Below are 21,898 nucleotides of genomic sequence, written 5' to 3' on the forward strand. Positions count from 1 at the left end.
TTTATGCGAGCGTTGCCATGCCCTCTTCCGCCAGCCCGCGGCCCGGTTCCAGACGAGTGATGACCGGCCTGATGCTGGCGCTGTTTCTCGGCGCCATCGAACAGACCGTGGTCGCCACCGCCCTGCCCGCGATCGTGCGCGATCTGCAACGCTTCGATCTGATGGGCTGGGCGATCTCGGCCTATCTGGTCGCCAGCGCCGCGGCGACGCCGGTGATCGGCAAGCTCGGCGATCTGCACGGACGCCGGATCATGCTGCTGGTGTGCATGAGCGGCTTCCTGCTCGGCTCGGCATTGTGCGCGCTCGCCGGCAGCATGCCGATGCTGGTCGCCGCGCGCGCCTTGCAGGGCGTCGGCGGCGCGGGCCTGATCATCGTCGCCCAGGCGGCGGTGGCGGAAATCGCCGGCCCGCGCGATCGCAGCCGCTTCGCCGGTTACTTCGCCATCGTCTGGGCGGTGGCGGGTCTGGTCGGGCCTCTGCTCGGCGGCGTTTTGACCGATTGGCTGGGATGGCGGGCGATCTTCTGGATCAATCTGCCGATCGGCCTGCTGGCGCTGTGGGTGGCCTGGCCCGGGCTGCGTGCGTTCACCGCCGGCGGCCGCAGCGGGCGCATCGATTATCTGAGCACGCTGTTGTTCGGCATCGCGACCACCGCGTTCCTGTTCGCCCTGACCTGGGGCGGCGGACGTTATGCCTGGACCTCGCCGCAGGTGTGGGGCCTGTTCGTGTTCGCAGCGATGGTCGGCGCCGCCTTCGCCTGGCGACAGACGCGGGTCGCCGATCCGGTGATCCCGCCGATGTTCGTGCGCCATGCGGTGATCGGCCCGGCCTTGCTGGTCGGCTTGCTGACCTACGGTTTCTATATCGCGGTGGCGGTGCTGATGCCGGCGTACTACCAGATCGGCCTGGGCCTGAGCGCGGCGCACGCCGGCATGCTGTTGATTCCGGCCTTGGTGGGCGGCGCGATCAGCGCGCTGCTCGGCGGCCGCCACGCGGCGCGCACGGGCGACTTCAAAGGCCCGGTGCTGCTCGGGTTTCCGATCGCCATCGCCGCGCTCGCGGCGATGGGCGCGTTCGCGCAGCAACTCACGCCGCTGACCGCGTCCTTGCTGCTCGGCGTCGTCGGCCTGGGCATCGGCCCGAGCACGGCGATCATCAATGTCGTCGCGCAGAACGCGGCGCCGGCGCGCGAGCTGGGCGTGGTCACCGGCGCCATGGCCTTCGCGCGCACGCTCGGCACCGCCGTCGTGGCGACCGCCGGCACGGCCTTGATCCTGTTGCGCCTGGCCCAGGCCGGGATCGGCGTGACGCCCGGCGCCTCCGGCGCGGAAAGCCTGAGCCGGCTGGCCGGCCAGGAGTTGTCGCCGGCCGCGCGCGAGTTGTTCCGCGCCGCGTTCGGCGGTTTGTTCTACGCCGCCGCCGCGGGCCTGCTGTTGGCCGCGCTGGTGTTCATGAGCATCCGCGCCAATCGCCTGCGGGTGCCGGCCGGCGCCGGGCCGGTCGAGCCGGAAGCCACGACGGCCTCGGCCGAGGCTTGAGCGATAGCGGCGATGGCGTGATCACCGCCGCCATCGCATGTCTGCCTCCGCCGATGTCCATGGGACATCGATCGCGCAGTGGCGGGCTCGGCGCGCAGCACCCGCGCACCGCGCCGCCTCGGCCCGCGACTCGTCCCCGCATCCGCGGCGTTCGTCCCGCAAAAACACAAACTCGCAACAGCGGCCCTCGCATTCGTGCGGCAGTGTTGCTAGGGTTACTACTAGCTGGCGCCACACGCTGCAGTATCGTGACAATGCCGCGCAGCGTGACCGGGTTAACGCCAGACGGACCAAGGCGGATCGGTGCGGCTTGCCAACAGCAACACATAACGATTAGCGCCTAAGTGCGCATCGCCGCCCAGTGCGGCAGTTTGACTCGGGACTCCATGAAAACGACTCTCGGCGTAGCGCTTACGCCTCCGACTGCGGCTGCGTTGATCGCGGGAGCGTGCGTACTCGCGGCCGCGTTCATGCCCTCGTGCCAAATGCGCGGCCCGGGCGCGGCCGAGCCTCCGCAACTCACCGCCGTGGCCGACTTCGAACCGGCCGCGCCGGCGACGCCTGCCGAATGCCCACCGCCGCCAGCCAAGCGCACCGACAAACCGGCGCAAACACCGGCGCTCGCGCGGCCGGCGCCGCGGCCGGAATCGAGCAACAACACGCGCAGCCGCTGACCCGCTGCGGCGTGCGCCCGCGAATCGGGCGCCGCGTTCAGCCCGCCGGCGCCGGCGCCAGCTTGCTGTGGCGGATGCCGTAGCCGAAGTAGACCGCGCAGCCGATCAGCAGCCAGATCGCGAAGCGCTCGAAGGTGATGTACGGCAGGCCCGAGATCAGCCACAGCGAGAATCCGATGCCGATCAGCGGCACCAGCGGCGACCACGGCGTGCGGAACGGCCGCGGCAGCTCCGGCGCGCGATAGCGCAGCACCAGCACCGCGCTGCAGATCACCACGAACGCGCACAACACCCCGATGTTGACCAGCTTGGCCAGTTCTTCCAGCGAGAACAGCCCGGCCGCGACCGCCGCCACCGCGCCGATCAGCCAGGTCGTGCGCCACGGCGTGCGCCAGCGCGGATGCGCCTGTCCGAACCAGGCCGGCAGCAGGCCGTCGCGCGCGAGCGCGAACCAGATCCGCGCGCCGGCCAGAAGATTGGCGAAGATGACGCTGGTGATGCCGCAGATCGACGCCAGCGAGATCGCGACCATGACCTTGGGCATGCCGATCGCCGCGAACGCGTTCGCCACCGGCGCGTCGTTGCCGAGCGTGGTGTACGACACGATCCCGGTCAGCACCAGGCAGATGCCGACGTACAAGGTCATCGCGATCGCCAGCGACAGCACCACCGCGCGCGGCAGATCGCGCTGCGGGTCGATCGCTTCCTCGGCCGCGGTGGTCATCATTTCGTAACCGAACACGGCGAAGAACACGATCGAAGCGCCGGCCACCACGCCGCCGATGCCGAACGGCATGAACGGCTGCCAGCGCGCGGGATCCACATAGGCCACGCCGGCCACGATGATCAGCACCGCCGCGCCGATCTTGATCGCCACCACCACGGTGTTGAAGCGCGCGCCCCATTCGGTCTTGAACGCCAGCAGCGCGGTGATCGCCAGCGACACGAACACCGCCGGCACGTTCACCACCTGCCCGGCCCTGCCGCCGAACCAGCCGCCCTGCGCCCACAGCGGCAGGTTCACGCCTGCCGCGTCGAGCAAGGCCTGCACGTAACCGGACCAGCCCACCGCCACCACCGCGGCGATCAAGGCGAACTCCAGCAACAGATCCCAGCCGATCAGCCAGCCGGCGAATTCGCCCAGCACCGCGTAGCCGTAGGTGTAGGCGCTGCCCGAGACCGGGATCAGCCCGGCGAACTCGGCGTAGCACAGCGCCGCCGCGGCGCTGGCGATGCCGGCCAGCACGAACGACAGCACCACCGCCGGCCCGGCGGTTCCGGCCGCGACCGTGCCGGTCAATACGAAGATGCCCACGCCGATGATCCCGCCCAGGCCGATGGCGGTGAGATGCCACAGGCCCAACACCCGCCGCAATTCGCCGCGCGTCAGCGCTTCGGCCTGCAACAGCTCTACCGACTTGCGCCGGCTCATGCGCGCGACAAGGCTCATTGCGTCTCCCGCTGTGATGGCGGCCGTCGCCCCCGCGACGCGCCTGCCGGCCCTGAATGCTGGCACCGGCCGGCGAACGCGGAATAGCGACGGTTCCCTGGCTGGGGTGCGGAAGTCCGCACAAAGGCGGCGCGGGCACCGGCAATGCAGGACGGTTTTTGCGGGAGGCCTTGATCGAGGTTTCATAGCCGCCTGGACAAGAGGAACACCGACGGAGCCCTCTCCGCGGGGTGAGGGGCCGCGCTTGCAAGCCATTGGCTCGCGCGGCACCGAACGCCCAAACGCTATGCGTTTGGGCCGGAGAGGGGTTGGGGTGAGGGTGTGCGGAGTCGCAGAAATCCGCGCAAAGAGCAGTTCGCGCCTACGGCGCTCGCCCCTCACCCCAGCCCTCTCCCGCGCCCCGAAGGAAGTCATCTTGGGTGGCAGGCGGGAGAGGGAGAGTGCGGTTTCACTAGCCACTCCAGGCGGCATCAGGGTATTTCGAGCCCCTTCGCTCCCTGCCTGCCCCAGCACCCCGAACCACTCGGCTACCATTGCACTCCATGCCGACGGCCCGCCCGTCCCGGCCTCCCGCACTCCCCTTCGATTCCGCTAAATGTCTGATTCTTCTGTAAAGCCGTCGCCGTCCAACGGCTCGGCCGAACACACCCCGCTGATGAAGCAGTTCTTCGCCGCCAAGGCGGAGCACCCCGATGTGCTGCTGTTCTTCCGCATGGGCGATTTCTACGAATTGTTCTACGACGACGCCCGCAAGGCGGCGCGACTGCTCGACATCACCCTGACCCAGCGCGGCGCCTCGGCCGGTCAGCCGATCCCGATGGCCGGCGTGCCGCACCATTCGGCCGAAGGCTATCTGGCGCGTCTGGTCGCGCTCGGCGAATCGGTGGCGATCTGCGAACAGATCGGCGATCCGGCTCTGGCCAAGGGCATCGTCGAACGCAAAGTCGTGCGCGTGATCACTCCGGGCACCGTCACCGACGAAGCCCTGCTCAACGAGCGCCGCGACACCTTGCTTCTGGCGGTCTCGCGCGGCAAGCACGGTTACGGCATCGCCTGGGCCGACCTGGCCGCCGGCCGTTTCCTGGTCAACGAAGTCGCCAGCGAAGATGCGCTGGAAGCGGAAATCGCCCGCCTTGAACCGGCCGAAGTGCTGATGCCGGACGAAGACGGCTGGGCGCCGTTCCTGGCCGAGCGCAACGGCATGCGCCGGCGTCCGCCGTGGCTGTTCGACGTCGACAGCGGTCGCCGCCAGTTGCTGCGCTTCTTCGGCCTGCACGATCTGTCCGGCTTCGGCCTGGAAGACAAGCCGCTGGCGACCGCCGCCGCGGCCGCGCTGCTGGGCTATGTGGAAGAAACCCAGAAGCAGCGCCTGCCGCATCTGACCTCGATCGCGATCGAATCCGGCGATGGCGCGATCGCGATGAACGCGGCCACCCGCCGCCATCTGGAACTCGACAGCCGCATCGACGGCGACAGCCGCACCACCCTGCTCGGCGTGCTCGACAGCACGGTCACGCCGATGGGCGGACGCCTGCTGCGGCGCTGGCTGCATCGCCCGCTGCGCGAGCGCGGCGTGCTGCGCCATCGCCATCAGGCCGTGGCGACGCTGATCGAAAGCCGCGCCGGCGACGACGTGCGCGAGCGCTTCCGCGCGCTCGGCGATCTGGAACGCATCCTCTCGCGCATCGCCCTGCGCAGCGCGCGTCCGCGCGACCTGTCCACCTTGCGCGACGGCCTGGGCCTGCTGCCCGACGTGCGCAAGATCCTCACCCCGCTCGACGCGCCGCGCCTCAACGAGTTGTGCGCCTCGCTCGGCGAACACGACGAACACGCCCATCTGCTGGCGCAGGCCATCGTGCCGCAGCCGCCGGTGCTGGCGCGCGACGGCGGCGTGTTCGCCACCGGCTTCGACGCCGAACTGGACGAGCTGCGCACGCTGTCTACCAACGCCGACCAGTTCCTGGTCGATCTGGAAGCGCGCGAACGCGCCAGCAGCGGCATTCCGACGCTGAAGGTCGGCTACAACCGCGTGCACGGCTATTACCTGGAAATCAGCAAGGCGCAGTCCGACAAGGCGCCGACGCACTACACCCGCCGCCAGACCCTGAGCAACGCCGAGCGCTACATCACGGAAGAACTCAAGCAGTTCGAAGACAAGGTGCTGTCCGCGCGCGAACGTTCGCTGGCGCGCGAGCGCTTGCTGTACGAACAACTGCTGGACGCGCTCAACGAGCGCCTGGAAGCGCTCAAGCGCTGCGCCGGCGCGCTGTCGGAACTGGATGTGCTGTGCGCCTTCGCCGAACGCGCCGCTTCGCTGGACTGGTCGCGGCCGGAACTGGCCGAATCGCCGGGTCTGCGCATCGAACGCGGCCGCCATCCGGTGGTGGAGGCGGTGCGCAAGGAACCGTTCGAGCCCAACGACCTCATCCTGGATGAGGACAACGGCCGCCGCATGCTGGTCATCACCGGCCCGAACATGGGCGGTAAGTCCACCTACATGCGCCAGAACGCCTTGATCGTGCTGCTGGCGCATATCGGCAGCTTCGTCCCGGCCGCGCGCGCGGTGCTCGGGCCGATCGACCGCATCCTCACCCGCATCGGCGCCGGCGACGACCTCGCCCGCGGCCAATCGACCTTCATGGTCGAGATGAGCGAGACCAGCTACATCCTGCATCACGCCACCGACCAGTCGCTGGTGCTGATGGACGAAATCGGCCGCGGCACCTCGACCTACGACGGCCTGGCCCTGGCCGAGGCCTGCGCGCGCCATCTGGCCCACAGCAATCGCGCCTACACCTTGTTCGCCACGCATTACTTCGAACTCACCGCGCTGGCCGAACCGGGCAACGGCATCGCCAACGTGCATCTGGACGCGGTCGAGCACGGCGAGCAACTGGTGTTCATGCACGCAGTCAAGGACGGCCCGGCCGATCGCAGCTTCGGCCTGCAGGTCGCGGCGCTGGCCGGTCTGCCCAAGTCGGTGGTGAAGCAGGCGCGCGGACGCTTGATCGAACTGGAGCAACAGGGCCGCGACACGCCCAAGCCGTCCTTCGCCAAGGCCGCGCTGGATGCGCCGCAGCAGTTCGGCCTGTTCGCACCGGCCTCGTCGGCGGCGCTGGATGCCTTGGCCGAGGTCGATCCGGATGAGTTGACGCCGAAGCAGGCGTTGGAAGCTTTGTATCGGATCAAGGCGCTGGCTTGAGATCGGCTCGCGTAGATCGCCGGACGATCTGAGCGAAAGGCATTCGGGGCGCAGGCCCTTCCCACAACAGACCTCGCGGCTTCGCGATCTTTTGTGGGAGGGGCTTGCGCCCCGACGCTTTTGTGCCCGATCGCCGATCGGCTCTGCGTCCCAATCCCGGCCGCGAGCGACCCGCTAAACTGTCGCCCGGAATGGAGACCGGGAGGTTGTGTGGAAGCATTGTTGCTCGTCGTCGGCGTATTGACCGGCTTGATCCTTGCTCGTCTTTATCGTCCCGATGCGCGAGCGGCGGTGGCGGTGGCGGACGCTGCCAAGCCGGAAGCCGAGGACGCTTCGCAATCGGGCGCGGATGAGAGCAAAGCGCCGGTTGATACGACTTCGGAAACTGCGGAATCTTCTCAGGATCAACTTTTTCGGTTGGTACGCGAGATCGACGCCGTCGACGACCGCATCCAGCGCCCGCAGGACCTGCTCGCACAGCCCGAGTTCCACCAGGGCGTGGAGCTGATCGCAGGCGGCGCCTTCGATGCGGACGAACTGGTGCGCCAACTCAGCGGCACCGGCTACGTGCTGCAGTCGATGATCACCAAGGCGTTGCCGCGCCGCAGCGATGTCGCGCTCGACCCGATCATCGACCACGCCGGCCAGTTCGGCGGTTATCCGCTGCACTTCCTCATCGAACATCTGCGCACCCGCGAGGACGCGCAGGCGCTGTCGCGGCTGATGCGGCATGCGCAGGCGTGGTGGTGGGATTTCGCGCCGGTGCGCCAGCAAGTGCGCGACTACCTGCAGTGGGCAGAGCAATTCGGCGACGCCCCGGCGGCGCCGGCGCTCGACGAGATCGAGGAAAACCAGGCCAACCAGTTGCGCGAAACGCTCAAGCGCTTCAATTCGCCGGCGCTGCAGCCGCTGCTGGAACAGGTCGACCGCGCCGCCAGCGCGCGCCGCGAAAGCCGCGTGCTCGGCGCCTTCGGCCGGGTCAACGCCGCGCCCAAGCCGCAGGTGCGCATCGCCCACGACGCGCTCGCGCGCCAGCTCGAACGCCTGCACGAACTGCTCAGCGGCGAGGATGCCGCCTCGGTGCTGGTGTCGGGCGAACACGGCGTCGGCAAGAGCGTGCTGATCGACCTGCTCAGCGAACGCCTTCTCGCCGACGGCTGGCTGGTGTTCGAAGCCTCGGCCGCGGAGATCCTCTCCGGCCAGAGCTACATCGGCGAATTGGAAGAGCGCGTGCGCGAAATGCTGTCGGTGCTCGACCGCAAACGCGCGGTGTGGCGCGCGCCGGAGTTCTTCGACCTGCTGGCCAAGGGCTCGCACTCGCGCGATCCGCGCGGCCTGCTCGATCTGGTGCTGCCGGCGATCGAACGCGGCCGCTTGCGCGTGATCGGCGAAATCACCCCGCGCCAGCTCGCGCAGTTGCTGGTCGCGCGGCCGGTGATCAAGCACCACTTCGAAATTCTCAATCTGGCTGCGACCGAAGCGCCGGCGCTGGAGCCGATCGCGGCGCAATGGGCGCGCATCGAAAGCGCGCGCCTGGGCCGCGCCGTCGCCGACGCACGCACCTTGGCCGAGGCCGCGCGCATGGCCGCGCAGTATTTTCCCGAACAGCAGGAACCCGGACGCCTGCTGCGCCTGCTCGGCGACGCCCTGCAGACGGCGTGCGCGCAGGAGCCGGCGCAACTGCCGCTCGACGCCGAGCGCCTGCTCGCCACCATCGCCCAGCGCAGCGGCCTGCCGCTGGAGGTCATCGACGATCGCCAGAGCCTGGACCTGGACCGGCTGCGCGCGTTCTTCCGCCAACGCGTGATCGGCCAGGACGAAGCCGTCGATGCCCTGCTCGACCGCATCGCCATGCTCAAGGCCGGGCTGACCGACAACGGCCGTCCGATCGGCGTGTTCCTGTTCGCCGGCCCCACCGGCACCGGCAAGACCGAACTTGCGAAGGCGCTGGGCGAATTGCTGTTCGGTAGCGACGAACGCCTGCTGCGCCTGGACATGAGCGAATTCCAGTCGGAAGACTCGGCCTGGCGCCTGACCGCCGACGAAGGCGGACAAGGCGGCGTGCGCTCGCTGACCTCGCGCATCCGCGAGCAGCCGTTCTCGGTGGTACTGCTGGACGAATTCGAAAAAGCGCATCCGAAGGTGTGGGACTTGTTCCTGCAGGTGTTCGACGACGCGCGCCTGAGCGATCGCAGCGGCCACACCGCCGACTTCCGCCACAGCATCATCATCCTCACCAGCAACGTCGGCTCGACCATCTCGCGCAGCGCCGGCCCGGGCTTCACTTCGGTGCGCGGCGGGTATTCGCGCGATGCGGTCGAGAAGGCCCTGTTCGAAACCTTCCGCCGCGAGTTCATCAATCGCCTGGACCGGGTGGTGTTGTTCAATCCGCTCGATCGCAGCCTGATGCGCGAGATCCTGCACAAGGAACTGGGCCGGGTGCTGACCCGGCGCGGGCTGCGCAATCGCGACTGGGCGGTGGAATGGGAGCCCTCGGCGATCGAGTTCCTGCTCGACCGCGGCTTCACCCCGGACCTGGGCGCGCGCCCGCTGCGGCGCGCGATCGAGCATTACCTGCTGGCGCCGCTGGCGCGCAGCATCGTCGAGCACCGCGCGCCGCAGGGCGATCAGTTCCTGTTCGTGCGCGCCGCAGGCGACAAGCTCGATGTGGTGTTCATCGATCCGAACGCGCCGCAGGCGCTGGAAGCCGCGCCCGCCGACGAAACCGCGGCGCCGGCGCTGGCCGGCGATCTGCGCGATCTGGTCTACGCGCCGTCCTCCTCCGCCGAGGCCATCGCGCGATTGAACGCGCGCCTGGACGAACTCGACGCCACGGTCGAATCGCTGCAGTGGGTGGCCGCGCGCGAAGCCGATTACGCGCGCATGGCCGAGTCCGACTTCTGGTCGGCGGCCGACCGCCACGGCGTGCTCGACCGGATCGAACGCCGCGACCGCATCGAAAGCGCGCTCGACACCGCCCAGCGCATGCGCCAGCGCCTGCGCCAGGACCGCGGCAGCGACGAATTCGCCGGACGCATGGCCCAGTTGCTGTTCCTGCTCGGGCTGGCGGTGGACGGCCTGCGCGAACACACGCCGCAGGACGCGCTGATCGAGATCGACACCGACGACGCCGGCCATCTGCGCTTCGGCGCCGATCTGCGCCTGTGGTGGCAGCAACTGCTGTCGATGTACCTGGGCTGGGCGCAGCGTCGCAACATGCGCGTGGAAGTGCTGCGCCAGGACGCCGAGCGCTGTAAGGCCTGGCTGGCGGTCAGCGGTTTCGGCGCTTACGACCTGCTGCGCGGCGAATCGGGCCTGCATGTGTTCGAGGAACTCGACGACGGCGTCACCCGCCGCGTGAGCTTGTCGGTGCAGGTCGCGCCCGACCTGCCCGGCCGCGCGCGCGTGGCGCAGGCGGCGTCCGACGGCGACAAGCGCATCTGCCGGCGTTACCGCCAGTCGCCCTCGCCGCTGGTGCGCGACGGCGTGCGCGGTTGGCGCAGCGGCCGCCTGGATCGCGTGCTGGCGGGCGAATTCGACGTGGTCCAGGGTAGCTGAGGCGGCGTTCGTCCGCGCGCCGCGCTGGCGGGACCTCGTGTTTGCGGCGCAAGCCGGGTTCGCGCTCGCGGCTCGCGCCGCTGCGGCATTCGCTATCCAACGGGCGCAGCCGCAAACCAGCCGCGCATGTTGCGAAGCACCACGCTTCCGGCTTGAACGATCAGTCGCAATTCCCGCGCGCGGTCACACCGCGGCAATACCGTGGCTTACATCATCGCCCCTGCGGCGCGGATGGGCGCCGCAGCCGCAACCATAGCCATCCCCTATCAGATACGTCGAAAGGATCGATTTCACATAGGGATCGACCCGATCTATCGTCCCGTAGTCCCCTCGTGACACGGAGCGCCAGCGATGAGCCAGCCCGACGAACGCCACACGATTGCATCCACCGCTGCTTTCGACCCCGCGGTTCGTGATGTCCGGCAACGCTCATCTGCGCCATGCGCCGGTCGGCCGTCCGGCCGCCCGGCGCCCTCCTGAGCCTCCCGCCCGCACGGGCCGCGACGCCGGCCCGTCCTGGCCGTCCGCGCCCCGCAACCGAACCCAGTCGCTGGATCCAACCGTCAAAGGCAGATAACCCATGTCAAACGAAAGCAAGTGCCCGTTCAACCACGCCGCCGGCGGCGGTACGTCGAACCGCGATTGGTGGCCGGAGCAACTCGATCTGAAGATCCTGCACCAACAGACCCCGCAAGCCGATCCGATGGGCCAGGACTTCGACTACGCCGAAGCTTTCAAAACCCTCGACCTCGCCGCGGTGAAGCAAGACCTGCTGGCGCTGATGACCGATTCGCAGGACTGGTGGCCGGCCGACTTCGGCCATTACGGCCCCTTGTTCATCCGCATGGCGTGGCATAGCGCGGGCACCTACCGCATCGCCGACGGCCGCGGCGGCGCCGGCGCGGGGCAGCAGCGCTTCGCCCCGCTCAACAGCTGGCCCGACAACGGCAACCTCGACAAGGCGCGCCGCCTGCTGTGGCCGATCAAGCAAAAGTACGGCAACAAGATTTCCTGGGCGGATCTGCTGATCCTCACCGGCAACGTCGCGCTGGAGTCGATGGGCTTCAAGACCTTCGGTTTCGCCGGCGGCCGCGCCGACGTGTGGGAACCGGAAGACGCGGTGTACTGGGGCACGGAAACCACTTGGCTCGGCGACAAGCGCTACAGCGGCGACCGCCAGTTGGAGAACCCGCTCGGCGCCGTGCAGATGGGCCTGATCTACGTCAATCCGCAGGGCCCCAACGGCAATCCCGATCCGGTCGCCGCGGCCCGCGACATCCGCGAAACCTTCGCGCGCATGGCCATGGACGATGAAGAAACCGTGGCCCTGATCGCCGGCGGCCACACCTTCGGCAAGACTCATGGCGCCGGCCCGGAGTCGCACGTGGGCCGCGAGCCCGAGGGCGCCGACATCGCCCAGCAGGGCCTGGGCTGGGCCAGCAGCTTCGGCACCGGCAAGGGCGCCGATGCCATCACCAGCGGCCTGGAAGTCACCTGGACCAGCACGCCGACGCAGTGGAGCAACCAGTTCTTCACCAATCTGTTCGGCTTCGAGTGGGAACTGAGCAAGAGCCCGGCCGGCGCGCACCAGTGGATCGCGAAGGATGGCGCTGGCGCGGGCAGCATTCCCGACGCGCACGACCCGAACAAGCGCCACGCGCCGACCATGCTCACCACCGACCTGTCGCTGCGTTTCGACCCGGCCTACGAAAAGATTTCGCGCCGCTTCTTCGAAAATCCGGATCAGCTCGCCGATGCCTTCGCCCGCGCCTGGTTCAAGCTGACCCACCGCGACATGGGCCCGCGCGCGCGTTACCTCGGCCCGGAAGTGCCGGCCGAAGTGCTGATCTGGCAGGACCCGATCCCGGCGGTCGATCACGCCCTGATCGATGAGCAGGACATCGCCGCGCTCAAGGCCAAGATCCTCGCCTCGGGCCTGCCGCTGTCGCAGCTGGTGTCCACCGCCTGGGCCTCGGCGTCTACCTTCCGCGGCTCCGACAAGCGCGGCGGCGCCAACGGCGCGCGCATCCGCCTGGCGCCGCAGAAGGATTGGGAAGTCAATCAGCCCGAACAACTGGCCAAGGTGCTGTCCACGCTGGAAGGCATCCAGAAAGACTTCAACGCCGCGCAATCGGGCGGCAAGAAAGTCTCGCTGGCCGACCTGATCGTTCTGGGCGGCGCCGCCGCCGTCGAGCAGGCGGCGAAGAACGCCGGCGTCGCGGTCAAGGTGCCGTTCGTCCCGGGCCGCATGGACGCCAGCGTCGAGCAGACCGACGCGCATTCCTTCGCGGCGCTCGAACCGCTCGCCGACGGCTTCCGCAACTACGTCAAGGGCAAGTACGGCGTCAGCACCGAAGCCTTGCTGATCGACAAGGCGCAGCTGTTGAACCTCAGCGCGCCGGAACTGACCGTGCTGGTCGGCGGCCTGCGCGTGCTCGGCGCCAATGTCGGCCAGAGCAAGCATGGCGTGTTCACCCAGCGCGCGGACACGCTGAGCAACGACTTCTTCGTCAACCTGCTCGACATCGGCACGCAGTGGAAGGCGACTTCCGATACGCAGGAGGTGTTCGAAGGCACCGACCGCAAGACCGGTCAGGCCAAGTGGACGGCCACCCGCGCCGACCTGATCTTCGGCTCGCACGCGCAGCTGCGCGCGCTGGCCGAGGTCTACGGCAGCTCCGACGCGCAAGACAAGTTCGTGCACGACTTCGTCGCGGCCTGGAACAAGGTGATGAACGCCGACCGCTTCGATCTGAACTGATCTCAACGAACCCTGTGTGACTTTCACGCCCGGCCGGAATCGGCCGGGCGTCTTTTTTTTCGCGGCGCGCGAACGCGCCGTCGCCGCGACCGGCCCGCACCATCGATGCGCCGGCGTTGCATCGCCCGGACACCGTCGCGCCACCGCCGCGCGCGACGTCCCGCCCGCGCCGCGGCCGGCATCACCCGGCACTAACGATCCGGCGCTAGCATCAGCGTTCCTCGCACCCGGAATCACTCCATGAGCGCCTCGCTGACCGACGATCTTCTCAACCAACTCCAAGGCCAGCCGCTGGCGCAACTGGGCAGCCAGCTCGGCCTGTCGCAGCCGCAGACGCAGAGCGCGGTGAGCGCGGCGCTGCCGCTGCTGCTCGGCGCGCTCGGCCGCAACGCCAGCCAGCCGCAGGGCGCGCAGGCGCTGTTCGGCGCTCTGCAGCGCGACCACGCCGCGCCCGCGGCCAGCAACGGCCTGGACCTGGGCAGCGTGCTCGGCGCGGTGCTCGGCGGCGGTGGCGGCAGCCCGCAGACCGACGGCGCCGGCATCCTCGGGCATATCTTCGGCGGTCGTCAGGAGACCGCCGCCCAGGGTCTGGGCCAGGCCACCGGCCTGGAGGGCGGACAAGCCAATGCGCTGTTGAAGATGCTCGCGCCGATCGTGCTGTCCTATCTGGCGCAGCGCATGTTCTCCGGCGGCGGCCAGGCCGCGGCCTCGCCGCAACAGCTCGGCGACGTGCTCGGCCAGGAACATCAGCGCATCCAGCAACAAGGTTCGGCCGGCGGCCTGCTCAGCTCGGTGCTCGATCAGGACGGCGACGGCCAGCTCGGACTGGGCGATCTGCTCAAGATCGGCGGCGGCCTGCTCGGCGGCGGCGGACAGCGCTGACCACCGGACTCATCCCTCGCGAACCCCAACGGCTGCGCTGATGCGCAGCCGTTTTCGTTTGTGCTTGTCGATTGCGCGTTGTCGCGCGGAGGGCGGCGCTACAGCGCGTCGATATCGCCGAGCGCCTTGATCAGGCGCCGCGCGCGCTTGTCGGGTTTGGTCTCCGGGGCGCGGTAGCCGTTGCGCTCGGCCGCGCGCATCGCGCGCGCTTGTTCGCGCGCCGCGCGCGAGGCTTCGGTTTCGGCATACAGCGTCTGCGCCACGCTGGCCGGACCGCGGGTATCGCTCAGGCCGGTGACGGCGACTTCGAAGATTTCCTCGCCGCGCGCGATGCGCAGCGTGTCGCCGACGCGCAACGCGCGCGAAGCCTTGGCGCGCTGGCCGCCGACATCGACCTTGCCGGTTTCCACCGCCTGCCGCGCCAGGCTGCGGGTCTTGAAGAAGCGCGCGGCCCACAGCCACAGGTCGAGACGAACCGAAGCGGTTTGCGGCGCGGGCGGGGTTGGGTCTTGAGGGCTCATCGGCGCGAAAGATAGCACTGGTGGTGGGGGATTTTTGTTGTGGGGTTGATGAAGCAAGAGCAAGAGCGAATCCCCCTAGCCCCCCTTTTTCAAAGGGGAGAACTGATTCGTCTTGGGTGGTGGTGACGAATGGCCAGAGGTTTTCGGTTTCCTTTTTTTGGGGGCCAGGCGTTAGACATTGCCCCCCTTTGAAAAAGGGGGCGAGCGCCCGGCGTAATCGCGAAGCCACGGTAAACCAACAGCGCGGGGGATTTGCTCTTCGCGCCTCCAACTCCCGCCAAACCGCACACACCCCGCCCACGGCCCGCTAACCCGCGGTGACGGCATACTGCGCCATCCCCGCCCGGACCCCGCCATGGCCTCCAGTTCCCCTCGCGGCAGCCATCTGCTCACCGAAGGCCCGATCGGCCGCACCATGATCTCCTTCGCGTTGCCGATCATGGCCGGCAACGCCGCGCAATCGCTCAACGGTTCGATCAACTCGATCTGGGTCGGCCGCTACCTCGGCGAAGCCGCGCTGACCGCGACGGCCAACGCCAACAACATCATGTTCTTCCTGATCGGCTCGATGTTCGGCATCGGCATGGCCGCGACGATCCTGATCGGACAGGCCATCGGCGCGCGCGACACCGAGCGGGCGCGCAAGATCATGGGCACCAGCGCCACGTTCTTCATCAGCCTGTCGGCGGTGATCGCCTGCCTGGGCTGGTTCATGACCGACAAAGTGCTGCGCGCGATGGGCACGCCGGCGCCGGCGTTGCCGCTGGCCGAGCAGTACCTGCAGGTGATCTTCCTGTCGATGCCCTTCATCTACGCCTTCGCCTTCATCTCCGCGGCGCTGCGCGGCGCCGGCGATTCGCGCACGCCGTTCCGCTTCCTGCTGATGTCGGTGGCGCTCGACATCGTCCTCAATCCGTTGCTGATCTTCGGCTGGGGCCCGGTGCCGGCGTTCGGCATCGCCGGCTCGGCCATGTCCACCTTCTTCGCCCAGGGCCTGAGCCTGGCGGCGATGCTGTTGCACCTGCGGCGCAAGCGCCACGTGCTGTGGCTCGGGCGCAAGGACGCGCACTTGCTCAAGATCGACCTGAGCGTGCTGCGCGCGCTGATCGTCAAGGGCGTGCCGATGGGACTGCAGATGGTGCTGATCTCGCTGGCGATGATCGCGATGATCAGCCTGGTCAACGCCCACGGCACCACCACCGCGGCCGGTTACGGCGCGGCGCTGCAACTGTGGACCTACGTGCAGATGCCGGCGATGGCGATCGGCGCGGCGTGTTCGTCGATCGCCGCGCAAAGCGTCGGCGCCGGACGCTGGGACCGGGTCGGCGCGACCGCGCGCACCGGTACCTTGTTCAATTTCCTGATGACCGGCGCGCTGATCGCGCCGCTGATCCTGTTCGACCGCTACACGCTGGCGCTGTTCCTGCCCGAGGGCAGCGCTTCGTTCGAGATCGCCCGCCATCTGAATCACATCGCGGTGTGGTCGTTCCTGTTCTTCGGCGTGACCTTCGTGATTTCCGGTGTGGTCCGCGCGACCGGCGCGGTGATACCGCCGCTGTTGATCCTGGGCTTCGCGCTGTGGGGCATCCGCGTGCCGTTCGCGACCTTGCTGCAGCCGGTGATCGGCATGGACGCGCTGTGGTGGAGTTTCCCGGTCAGCGCGCTGTGTTCGATGCTGATGTCGATGGCGTATTACCGCTGGGGCGGCTGGCGCCGCGCGCGCATGATGGCCGCGCCCGAGCGCGTGGCCGCGCCGGTGGCTACGCAGAGCATCGCGATGCCGGCCGAAGTGCCGGCGCAACCGCCGGCGCCGGTGGCGGATATGTCGCCGGAGCAGCAATCGCGCGGACCCGGACCGCGCGATCTGGACGATGAGTTGAGCGAAAAGGCGCCCGGTTGAGTCGCGGCCGCGTGCGCTGCGTCGCTTGCGGCTAAGCGCGGAAATCCTGCGCCGCTTCCTTCACGTCGGTGTCCGCGTGATCCAGGCCGAGCGCGACCAGGCGCTGCGTCAGCGCCGCGTCCAGGCTCGCGGCCAGTTCGAGCAAGCGCCGGTATTCCCAGTAATCCGACAGGTCCAGCACTTCCGCCGCGACCGCTTCCAGATTCGCCAGCACCTGTTCGCGCGGCAACGCGTGCACGCGTTCGCGGCCGCGCACGATGCGCTCGGCGCTGCTCGGCTGACACGCCGCCCGCAGCGCATCGCGCAGTTCTTCCAGGACTTCGTCCGCGGTGATGATCATGGTTCCTGCGATGAGCGCGGCGACCGCGGATGTGTATGGGCCAGACTAGATTTCTTCCAGCGCCAGCGTGAACACTCCGGCCTCGCCCTTGTCGAAGGCCTCGCGCCAGATCCGGTAACCCTCGAGGTCTTCCTCGCGCACCGGCATCCGACCGATCACGCGCGGCCCGGCTTCGGCCACGCGCGTGCTGACGATCGGGAAATGGCCGAGCAGGCGCACGGCCTTGAGTTCGGCCACGTCGGCGGCGTGCTCCAGCAACACTTCCTCGCTGGTGTGGGTATCGAACTTGCGCAGCGACATGGCGTCGCGGCCGTCGGGCAAGGCATCGATGCGCTGGACCCAGAAGAATCCCCAGCTGCCATCGCTGCGCAAATAGGTACAGATATCGCCTTCGGACAAACCGGGGTCCACGTTGCTCTCCTGCCGCGGGGGCGACTTCGAACGCGGCCGCGCCGCGTCGCAAATCCTGCACGAATCTAGCGCGAACCGGGCGCGGCGCACAGCGCCGGTTCGGCCAATCGACAGGGCCATTACGGCCATATCGGGGGATACGCGGTCGCGGCCACGGGCCGGCCGCGGCGCGGTGTTTCACCGAAGCAGCAGCCGTGCGTGTCGCCCATGCCTGGCCGGGTCGATCGCCGACTTGTCGTCGCGCGCCCGGCGAAGCGATGGCAGCTGCGCGCGGTGTTTCCGCGGAACCATCGCGTGCCGCGGGACGACATCGACGCTACTGCGTCCGCAAACGCAAACGGCCGCCTTGCGGCGGCCGTTCGTTGCGATGCGCGTCTTGCGCGCGACGCGGGGATTACTCGGCGGCGGCGGCGGCGGCGCTCTTTGCGCGCGCGTAAGCGGCCAGGTCTTCCTTGATGCGCGCCTTCTTGCCTTCCAGGCCGCGCAGGTAGTACAGCTTGCCGGAGCGGACCTTACCGCGGCGCTTGACGTCGACCGAGTCGATGATCGCGCTGTGGGTCTGGAAGACGCGCTCGACGCCGAAGCCGTGCGAGATCTTGCGCACGGTGAACGAAGAGTTCAGGCCGCCGTTCTTGATCGCGATGACCACGCCTTCATAGGCCTGGACGCGCTCACGGTTGCCTTCCTTGACCTTGACGTTGACCACGACGGTGTCGCCGGGGCCGAAGTCGGGAAGCTTGCGGGTGATCTGCTCGGCTTCGAAATTCTGCAGCAGGGTGTGGATAGAGGGCTTGTTCATGGTTTACGGCCTGTTGGATTAGTTGTTGCGCGAGTGCACGTGGACCCGCGTCATGGCATCGGTACAGCAAAGGGGTACAGCTAAGCGACTAATTATAACGAGCTTTTTCCCGGCGTGGCTAGGGCCTGGAGGCTTTTACCCGGGGGTTTTGCCCGATCTGGAGGCCGGATCGGCGCTGGAAACGGTTTCCGAGGCGGCCTGATCGCCCTCCCCGGCCTGGCTGGCGGCCAGTTCGGCCCGGTAGGCGTCCAGCAATTTGCGGTCGGCCTTGGACAGGGCGGCCTCATTCAGCAGGTCCGGCCGGCGCTGCCAGGTCCGCCCCAGCGACTGCTGCCGGCGCCACTTGGCGATGTGGGCGTGGTTGCCCGACATCAGCACCGCCGGCACCGAACCCAGTTCGTGTTCGACCGGACGGGTGTAGTGCGGGCAGTCCAGCAAGCCGTCCTCGAAACTGTCCTGCACCGCCGATTCGGCGTCGCCGAGCGCGCCTTCCTGCAGCCGCGCCACCGCGTCCACGATCACCGCCGCGGCCAGTTCGCCGCCGGACAGCACGTAATCGCCGATCGAAATTTCCTCATCGACCTCGGCCTGGATCAGCCGCTCATCGACGCCTTCGTAACGGCCGCACAGCAGGATCAGACGTTCGTGGCCCGCCAGTTCGCGGACCTTGGCCTGATCCAGCCGCGCGCCTTGCGGGCTCATGTAGATCACCCGCGCCGGCGTCGGATCGGCCGCGCGCGCGGCGCGGATCGCCGCGCGCAGCGGTTCGATCAGCATGACCATGCCGGGGCCGCCGCCGAACGGACGCTCATCGACGCGGCGGTAATTGCCTTCGGCGTAATCGCGCGGATTCCAGCCGTGCAACGACAGCAGCCCGCGCTCGCCCGCGCGCCCGACCACGCCGAACGCCGCGCATTGCGCGACGAATTCGGGGAACAGGCTGATGAGGTCGATACGCATGGGCCTGGAGTGAGTTTAGAGGAGTGAGAAGTGAGTGAGAGGCGCTTCCGCCTTTCGCTCACTTCTCACTCCTCTAAACTCGTTCCTCAAAAATCCGGATCCCAATCGACCGTCACGAGGTTGGCCTCGAAATCGACCGACCGCACGTACTGCGGAATCACGAACGGAATCATGCGCTCGCGCTCGTCGTCGCGGGCGACCAGCACGTCGTTGGCGCCGGTGGCGAACAGGTGCGAGACGGTGCCGAGGCAAACGCCTTCGGTGGTGGCCACGCGCAGGCCTTCCAGATCGACCCAGTAGTACTCACCGTCCTTGGGCGGCGGCAGCACCGCGCGCGGGACGTAGATTTCGGTGCCGCGCATGGCTTCGACGGTGTCGCGGTCGGCGACATCGGGGAAAGTGGCGATCAGGAACTTGCCGCTCTGGCGGCCGCGCACGCCCGACAGCTCGCGCTCGCGGCCCTGAGGGTCGCGCACGATCCAGGGCTGGTAGCGGAAAATCGCCGCGCGCGGCTCGGTCCACGACTCGAGCTTGGCTTCGCCACGAATACCGAAGGCGCCAAGCACCCTGCCCAGCAGGATGCGGCGCGAATTATCGCTCATGGGTGCGATGGAAAGGCCGCGCGGCTCGCCCCGTGAGGAGCGGCGCGCGGCCCACCGGCTCAGGCGGCCGGAGCGGCCTTGACGGCCTGCTTGTACAGATCGGCGACCTTGTCGGTCAGCTGAGCGCCCTGGCCGACCCAGTGCTTGACGCGCTCGAGGTCGAGCTCGACGCGCTTCTCGGCGCCGGCGGCGACCGGGTTGTAGAAACCGACGCGCTCGATGTTGCGGCCGTCGCGGGCGCTGCGGCTGTCGGTGACGATGATGTGGTAGAACGGACGCTTCTTGGCGCCGCCGCGGGTCAGTCGAATCTTGACCATGGGGTCTTTTTCCTGTGTTGCCCAGCCGTCGGAATGACGGGGTAAGCCGAAAAGTTTAACCGATTCCGTGGCTTGAGCAAACCCGGGTGGGTTCGGGCGCTCTGCCGGGGCCGCTGCGGCGGCTCGTAAAGCCCTGCCCGTCCTGGATTTTGGGACCCCGAGGGCCTCTTCTCGGCCCTGGTACGGCTGGCCTGCCGTCTCCGCCACTTGCTCCTGCGCTGAGGCATGGCGCTCAAGTCACTGGATCCCCGCGTTCGCGGGGATGACGATTTGGGGGGATTCGCCCGCAACCCGCCTACCGTCGTTCCCGCGCAGGCGGGAACCCAGGGCTTTATCGAGGCATGACTCTGAAAGTCTCTGGATCCCCGCCTTCGCGGGGATGACGGCTTGGGCGATCTGTCGCCGGTTCGGGGACCTGCCGCGCAACCCGCCTAGCCTCGTTCCCGCGCAGGCGGGAATCCAGGGCTTTATCGAGGCATGGTTCTGAAGCCTCTGGATCCCCGCCTGCGCGGGGATGACGGCTGTGGGAAACAAGGCGCGCCCCGCCAACCCCACAACGAAAAACGGCGGCCATCGGCCGCCGTTCGGATTCGCAGCGCCTTTGGGGCGATCAACGGAACGGCATGCCGCCGCGTCCGCCCATCATGCCCTTCATGCCGCGCATCAAGCCCTTCATGCCGCCGCCGGAGAGCTTGCTCATCATCTTCTCCATCTGCTGATACTGCTTCATCAGCTTGTTGACGTCGGCCGGGGTCAGGCCCGAACCCTTGGCGATGCGCGCGCGGCGCGAGCCGTTGAGCAGGCCCGGGTTGCGACGCTCTTTCTTGGTCATCGAGTTGATGATCGCGACCATGCGCGGCACTTCCTTGCCGGTGACCTGGTTCTTCACCGACTCGGGGATCTGGCCCATGCCCGGCAGCTTGTCCATGAGGCCGTGCAAGCCGCCCATGTTCTGCATCTGTTCGAGCTGGTCCTTCATGTCGTTGAGGTCGAACTTCTTGCCCTTGGCGACCTTCTCGGCGAGTTTCTGCGCCTTGTCCTTGTCGACCTGCTGCTCGACCTGCTCGACCAGCGACAACACATCGCCCATGTCGAGGATGCGGCTGGCGACGCGGTCGGGATGGAACACGTCCAGGCCGTCGGGCTTTTCGCCGACGCCGATGAACTTGATCGGACGGCCGGTGACGTAACGCACCGACAAGGCGGCGCCGCCGCGGGCGTCGCCGTCGGTCTTGGTCAGCACCACGCCGGTCAGCGGCAGCGCTTCGCTGAAGGCCTTGGCGGTGGTCGCCGCGTCCTGGCCGGTCATCGAATCGACCACGAACAAGGTTTCCACCGGCGTGACCGCGGCATGCAGCGCCTTGATCTCGGCCATCATCGCTTCGTCGATGGCCAGGCGGCCGGCGGTATCGACCAGCAGCACATCGACGTAGGACTTCTTCGCGTCGGCGATCGCGGCGCGGACGATGTCCACCGGCTTTTGCGAGGCGTCGGAGGCGAAGAACAGCACATCGACCTGCTGCGCGAGCTGCTTGAGCTGCTCGATCGCGGCCGGACGGTAAACGTCGGCCGAGACCACCATCACCTTCTTCTTGCGCCGCTCCTTCAGGTGCTTGGCCAGCTTGCCGACCGTGGTGGTCTTGCCCGCGCCCTGCAGGCCGGCGAGCAGGATCACCGCCGGCGCCGGCACGTTGAGGTTCAGGTCGGCGGCCTGCGAGCCCATGACCGTGGTCAGCTCGTCGCGCACGACCTTGATCAGGGCCTGACCCGGGGTCAGCGACTTGAGCACTTCCTGGCCGACCGCGCGCACCTTGATGCGCTCGATCAGCGCCTGCACCACCGGCAGCGCGACGTCGGCTTCGAGCAGGGCGATGCGCACTTCGCGCATCGACTCGCGGATGTTTTCCTCGGTCAGACGGCCGCGGCCGCGCAGGCGCTCGATGGTGCCGGAGAGGCGTTGGGTCAGTGATTCGAACATGGCGT

At 68.3% G+C, this 21,898-nt stretch carries 16 protein-coding genes; 7 read left to right on the forward strand and 9 right to left on the reverse strand.

What is annotated here, in order from left to right; all coding sequences use genetic code 11:
- The first annotated feature begins 17 nt into the window (after positions 1–17).
- The gene (locus LG3211_RS14570) at positions 18–1,538 is read left to right on the forward strand and encodes an MFS transporter (protein ID WP_083512551.1); all 1,521 of its coding nucleotides are present in this window, start codon (positions 18–20) and stop codon (positions 1,536–1,538) included.
- A gap of 470 nt (positions 1,539–2,008) precedes the next feature.
- Positions 2,009–2,212 (forward strand): hypothetical protein, encoded by a 204-nt coding sequence (locus LG3211_RS14575; protein ID WP_148648916.1) that lies wholly within the window; start codon positions 2,009–2,011, stop codon positions 2,210–2,212.
- A gap of 37 nt (positions 2,213–2,249) precedes the next feature.
- Here the strand turns inward: LG3211_RS14575 and LG3211_RS14580 are convergent, their stop codons facing one another.
- On the reverse strand, positions 2,250–3,662 hold the full coding sequence (locus tag LG3211_RS14580) for an amino acid permease (RefSeq protein WP_057943471.1): 1,413 nt from the start codon (positions 3,660–3,662) through the stop codon (positions 2,250–2,252).
- A gap of 595 nt (positions 3,663–4,257) precedes the next feature.
- Here LG3211_RS14580 and mutS point away from each other — a divergent pair.
- The 4 genes from mutS to LG3211_RS14600 all read left to right on the forward strand — a co-directional run bounded on the left by mutS (position 4,258) and on the right by LG3211_RS14600 (position 14,065).
- On the forward strand, positions 4,258–6,864 hold the full coding sequence (gene mutS, locus LG3211_RS14585; RefSeq protein WP_057943472.1) for a DNA mismatch repair protein MutS: 2,607 nt from the start codon (positions 4,258–4,260) through the stop codon (positions 6,862–6,864).
- Positions 6,865–7,074: 210 nt separating this feature from the next.
- Positions 7,075–10,422, forward strand: coding sequence for an AAA family ATPase (locus LG3211_RS14590; RefSeq protein ID WP_057943473.1), 3,348 nt, complete (start codon positions 7,075–7,077; stop codon positions 10,420–10,422).
- Positions 10,423–11,002: 580 nt separating this feature from the next.
- Positions 11,003–13,183: a catalase/peroxidase HPI gene (gene katG / locus LG3211_RS14595; protein WP_057943474.1), complete on the forward strand. Its 2,181-nt coding sequence runs from the start codon at positions 11,003–11,005 to the stop codon at positions 13,181–13,183.
- A gap of 240 nt (positions 13,184–13,423) precedes the next feature.
- Positions 13,424–14,065 carry a DUF937 domain-containing protein gene (locus tag LG3211_RS14600; protein WP_057943475.1) on the forward strand — a complete coding sequence of 214 codons (642 nt, stop codon included), beginning with the start codon at positions 13,424–13,426 and terminating at the stop codon, positions 14,063–14,065.
- 98 nt (positions 14,066–14,163) lie between these two features.
- On the opposite strand, the gene LG3211_RS14605 is transcribed toward LG3211_RS14600, so the two are convergent.
- Positions 14,164–14,586, reverse strand: coding sequence for an RNA-binding S4 domain-containing protein (locus tag LG3211_RS14605; RefSeq protein WP_057943476.1), 423 nt, complete (start codon positions 14,584–14,586; stop codon positions 14,164–14,166).
- 355 nt (positions 14,587–14,941) lie between these two features.
- On the opposite strand from LG3211_RS14605, the gene LG3211_RS14610 reads away from it, so the two are divergent.
- Positions 14,942–16,486 (forward strand): MATE family efflux transporter, encoded by a 1,545-nt coding sequence (locus LG3211_RS14610; RefSeq protein WP_057943477.1) that lies wholly within the window; start codon positions 14,942–14,944, stop codon positions 16,484–16,486.
- Positions 16,487–16,517: 31 nt separating this feature from the next.
- Here the strand turns inward: LG3211_RS14610 and LG3211_RS14615 are convergent, their stop codons facing one another.
- The 7 genes from LG3211_RS14615 to ffh form a co-directional block, all read right to left on the reverse strand.
- Positions 16,518–16,826 (reverse strand): hypothetical protein, encoded by a 309-nt coding sequence (locus LG3211_RS14615; RefSeq protein ID WP_057943478.1) that lies wholly within the window; start codon positions 16,824–16,826, stop codon positions 16,518–16,520.
- A 45-nt stretch (positions 16,827–16,871) separates the two neighbouring features.
- Entirely contained in the window at positions 16,872–17,237 is a 366-nt protein-coding gene (locus tag LG3211_RS14620) for a hypothetical protein (protein WP_057943479.1), read from the reverse strand.
- Between the two features lie 394 nt (positions 17,238–17,631).
- Positions 17,632–18,036 (reverse strand): 50S ribosomal protein L19, encoded by a 405-nt coding sequence (gene rplS / locus LG3211_RS14625; RefSeq protein ID WP_057943480.1) that lies wholly within the window; start codon positions 18,034–18,036, stop codon positions 17,632–17,634.
- A gap of 135 nt (positions 18,037–18,171) precedes the next feature.
- Positions 18,172–18,996, reverse strand: a complete 825-nt coding sequence (trmD, locus tag LG3211_RS14630) for a tRNA (guanosine(37)-N1)-methyltransferase TrmD (RefSeq protein WP_057943481.1) — start codon at positions 18,994–18,996, stop codon at positions 18,172–18,174.
- Between the two features lie 86 nt (positions 18,997–19,082).
- Entirely contained in the window at positions 19,083–19,598 is a 516-nt protein-coding gene (gene rimM / locus LG3211_RS14635; RefSeq protein ID WP_057943482.1) for a ribosome maturation factor RimM, read from the reverse strand.
- A 59-nt stretch (positions 19,599–19,657) separates the two neighbouring features.
- On the reverse strand, positions 19,658–19,915 hold the full coding sequence (rpsP, locus tag LG3211_RS14640; protein WP_057943483.1) for a 30S ribosomal protein S16: 258 nt from the start codon (positions 19,913–19,915) through the stop codon (positions 19,658–19,660).
- Between the two features lie 610 nt (positions 19,916–20,525).
- Positions 20,526–21,893: a signal recognition particle protein gene (gene ffh, locus LG3211_RS14650; protein ID WP_057945501.1), complete on the reverse strand. Its 1,368-nt coding sequence runs from the start codon at positions 21,891–21,893 to the stop codon at positions 20,526–20,528.
- Positions 21,894–21,898 lie beyond the last annotated feature (5 nt).

The sequence above is a fragment of the Lysobacter gummosus genome (assembly GCF_001442805.1).
Lineage (GTDB): Bacteria > Pseudomonadota > Gammaproteobacteria > Xanthomonadales > Xanthomonadaceae > Lysobacter > Lysobacter gummosus.

Bases quoted from the DNA above. Each gene is read 5' to 3' on its own strand.
- mutS (WP_057943472.1), top strand. From the start codon at position 4,258: ATGTCTGATTCTTCTGTAAAGCCGTCGCCGTCCAACGGCTCGGCCGAA.
- LG3211_RS14610 (WP_057943477.1), top strand. From the start codon at position 14,942: ATGGCCTCCAGTTCCCCTCGCGGCAGCCATCTGCTCACCGAAGGCCCG.
- trmD (WP_057943481.1), bottom strand. From the start codon at position 18,996: ATGCGTATCGACCTCATCAGCCTGTTCCCCGAATTCGTCGCGCAATGC.
- rimM (WP_057943482.1), bottom strand. From the start codon at position 19,598: ATGAGCGATAATTCGCGCCGCATCCTGCTGGGCAGGGTGCTTGGCGCC.
- LG3211_RS14575 (WP_148648916.1), top strand. From the start codon at position 2,009: ATGCCCTCGTGCCAAATGCGCGGCCCGGGCGCGGCCGAGCCTCCGCAA.
- LG3211_RS14570 (WP_083512551.1), top strand. From the start codon at position 18: ATGCCCTCTTCCGCCAGCCCGCGGCCCGGTTCCAGACGAGTGATGACC.
- ffh (WP_057945501.1), bottom strand. From the start codon at position 21,893: ATGTTCGAATCACTGACCCAACGCCTCTCCGGCACCATCGAGCGCCTG.
- rplS (WP_057943480.1), bottom strand. From the start codon at position 18,036: ATGAACAAGCCCTCTATCCACACCCTGCTGCAGAATTTCGAAGCCGAG.
- rpsP (WP_057943483.1), bottom strand. From the start codon at position 19,915: ATGGTCAAGATTCGACTGACCCGCGGCGGCGCCAAGAAGCGTCCGTTC.
- LG3211_RS14580 (WP_057943471.1), bottom strand. From the start codon at position 3,662: ATGAGCCTTGTCGCGCGCATGAGCCGGCGCAAGTCGGTAGAGCTGTTG.
- katG (WP_057943474.1), top strand. From the start codon at position 11,003: ATGTCAAACGAAAGCAAGTGCCCGTTCAACCACGCCGCCGGCGGCGGT.
- LG3211_RS14615 (WP_057943478.1), bottom strand. From the start codon at position 16,826: ATGATCATCACCGCGGACGAAGTCCTGGAAGAACTGCGCGATGCGCTG.
- LG3211_RS14605 (WP_057943476.1), bottom strand. From the start codon at position 14,586: ATGAGCCCTCAAGACCCAACCCCGCCCGCGCCGCAAACCGCTTCGGTT.
- LG3211_RS14600 (WP_057943475.1), top strand. From the start codon at position 13,424: ATGAGCGCCTCGCTGACCGACGATCTTCTCAACCAACTCCAAGGCCAG.